Raw genomic sequence first — 893 nt, 5'->3', positions numbered from 1 at the left:
ACCTACAATTATTATTACGATAAATATTATGACTAAAGCAATATAATATAACGTATAGTTGGATGAATTCTTCAATGTCTCTGTAGTTAAGGAGTTAGAGGAAGTAGTAGTCGCTATTATATTACTTGAAGAGCTTACGGTATTACTAGATGCCAGATTAATCGTATAGGGTTGATAGTACATCATGTTATAGAAATAGCCATCGAATTGATTCCATACAAATCCCTTAACATATGGTTGGACGAAGAAGTATACTATATAGTTAGGTAACCAGATGTAAGGGGCTTCGTTGTAAAGTATCTTATAAGCTTGTGCTACTTCATTAGTTTGAAGTGTAGTATTAGTTATGAAAGGCAAGTTACTATATATTTGTTGTAAGGCTGAGTTATTAACCCAAGCAAAATTACCACTAATCCCTCCAAATTCAACGTCAGTTTGTGCTATAAGCTCTTGGAATACTGGATCTGGCCAATCGGGGAACCAACCTAAGTCAGCCATAGCTGGCGTATCATTAGGAGAGAGCCAGTTGTCTATTACCGCTGGTAACACATACTTAAAGGCAACTGATATGCCTAGTTGGCCTAAGTTTTGCTGAACAATATCCAATTCCTCTTGTTCCAGCTCAGTTACTGGAGTTATAGAGTAAATCTCCAAGGTTGGTAATTGACTTCCCTTAGAATCTCCTACTACAGTCCCATTAGGTAATATTACGTAAAAATGCCCTTCATATCCAGCCTCGTTTAAGTAATGTAAGGCTAATGAAAAGTTATATACGTAAGGATGTAAATTATCAAGTTGCATAACCTCGTTATATAAGGGAAAGACTGGTGACATAGGTCCGAAGTACTCTGTAGCTCCTATTTGTCCATTTGGAAGTTTAAATAATTGTAGGA

At 36.2% G+C, this 893-nt stretch carries 1 protein-coding gene; it reads right to left on the bottom strand.

Going from position 1 to position 893, the window contains the following annotated elements:
- On the bottom strand, window positions 1-893 hold an 893-nt coding region (locus DMP16_RS10290; protein ID WP_255446886.1), incomplete at both ends, for an ABC transporter substrate-binding protein.

This window comes from Sulfolobus sp. B1 (genome assembly GCF_007050195.1).
In the GTDB taxonomy this organism is placed as follows: domain Archaea; phylum Thermoproteota; class Thermoprotei_A; order Sulfolobales; family Sulfolobaceae; genus Saccharolobus.
This window is presented reverse-complemented; position numbering and strand designations above follow the sequence as displayed.